1 protein-coding gene is annotated in these 384 nt (G+C 37.0%); it reads left to right on the top strand.

Annotated elements, in window-relative coordinates; translation table 11 throughout:
- The coding region (locus tag ASC50_RS05430) for a hypothetical protein (RefSeq protein ID WP_056928786.1) at positions 1 to 270 on the top strand (270 nt) is incomplete at its 5' end.
- Positions 271 to 384 lie beyond the last annotated feature (114 nt).

Here is a 384-nt window from a genome sequence, read left to right as displayed (position 1 = left end):
ATGCAGTACTTTTGCAAAAAAAAAGTTGATGTTTGTATGACAAAAGGAGATGACAATATGAGTGTAGCAGTATTAAACAGAGTAATTGACAATGATTTGTTGATTGACGAATTTGCCTTGCCGAACAATTGGCGTGGCGCAAAGGTGGAGTTGCGGATTATCAAGCCAACCGTTTCTAAAATTCCTTGGGATGAAATTCCTCGCATAAAAGCACCATCAGGGCGTAGTTCTTTGGATATTTTACAGGAACTTCGCGAGGAGCGATTTTAATAAACCATGTCGTATTATATTGATTCATCAGCGTTTTTGAAGGTGTTCTTTGAAGAAGAACTGTCAGATTTTCTGCGCAATTTTCTTAAACAATCAAGCATATCAGATACTATA

The organism is Candidatus Symbiothrix dinenymphae (genome assembly GCF_001431085.1).
The sequence above is the reverse complement of the archived record's forward strand: the minus strand, read 5'-3'. Positions and strand labels throughout refer to the sequence as shown.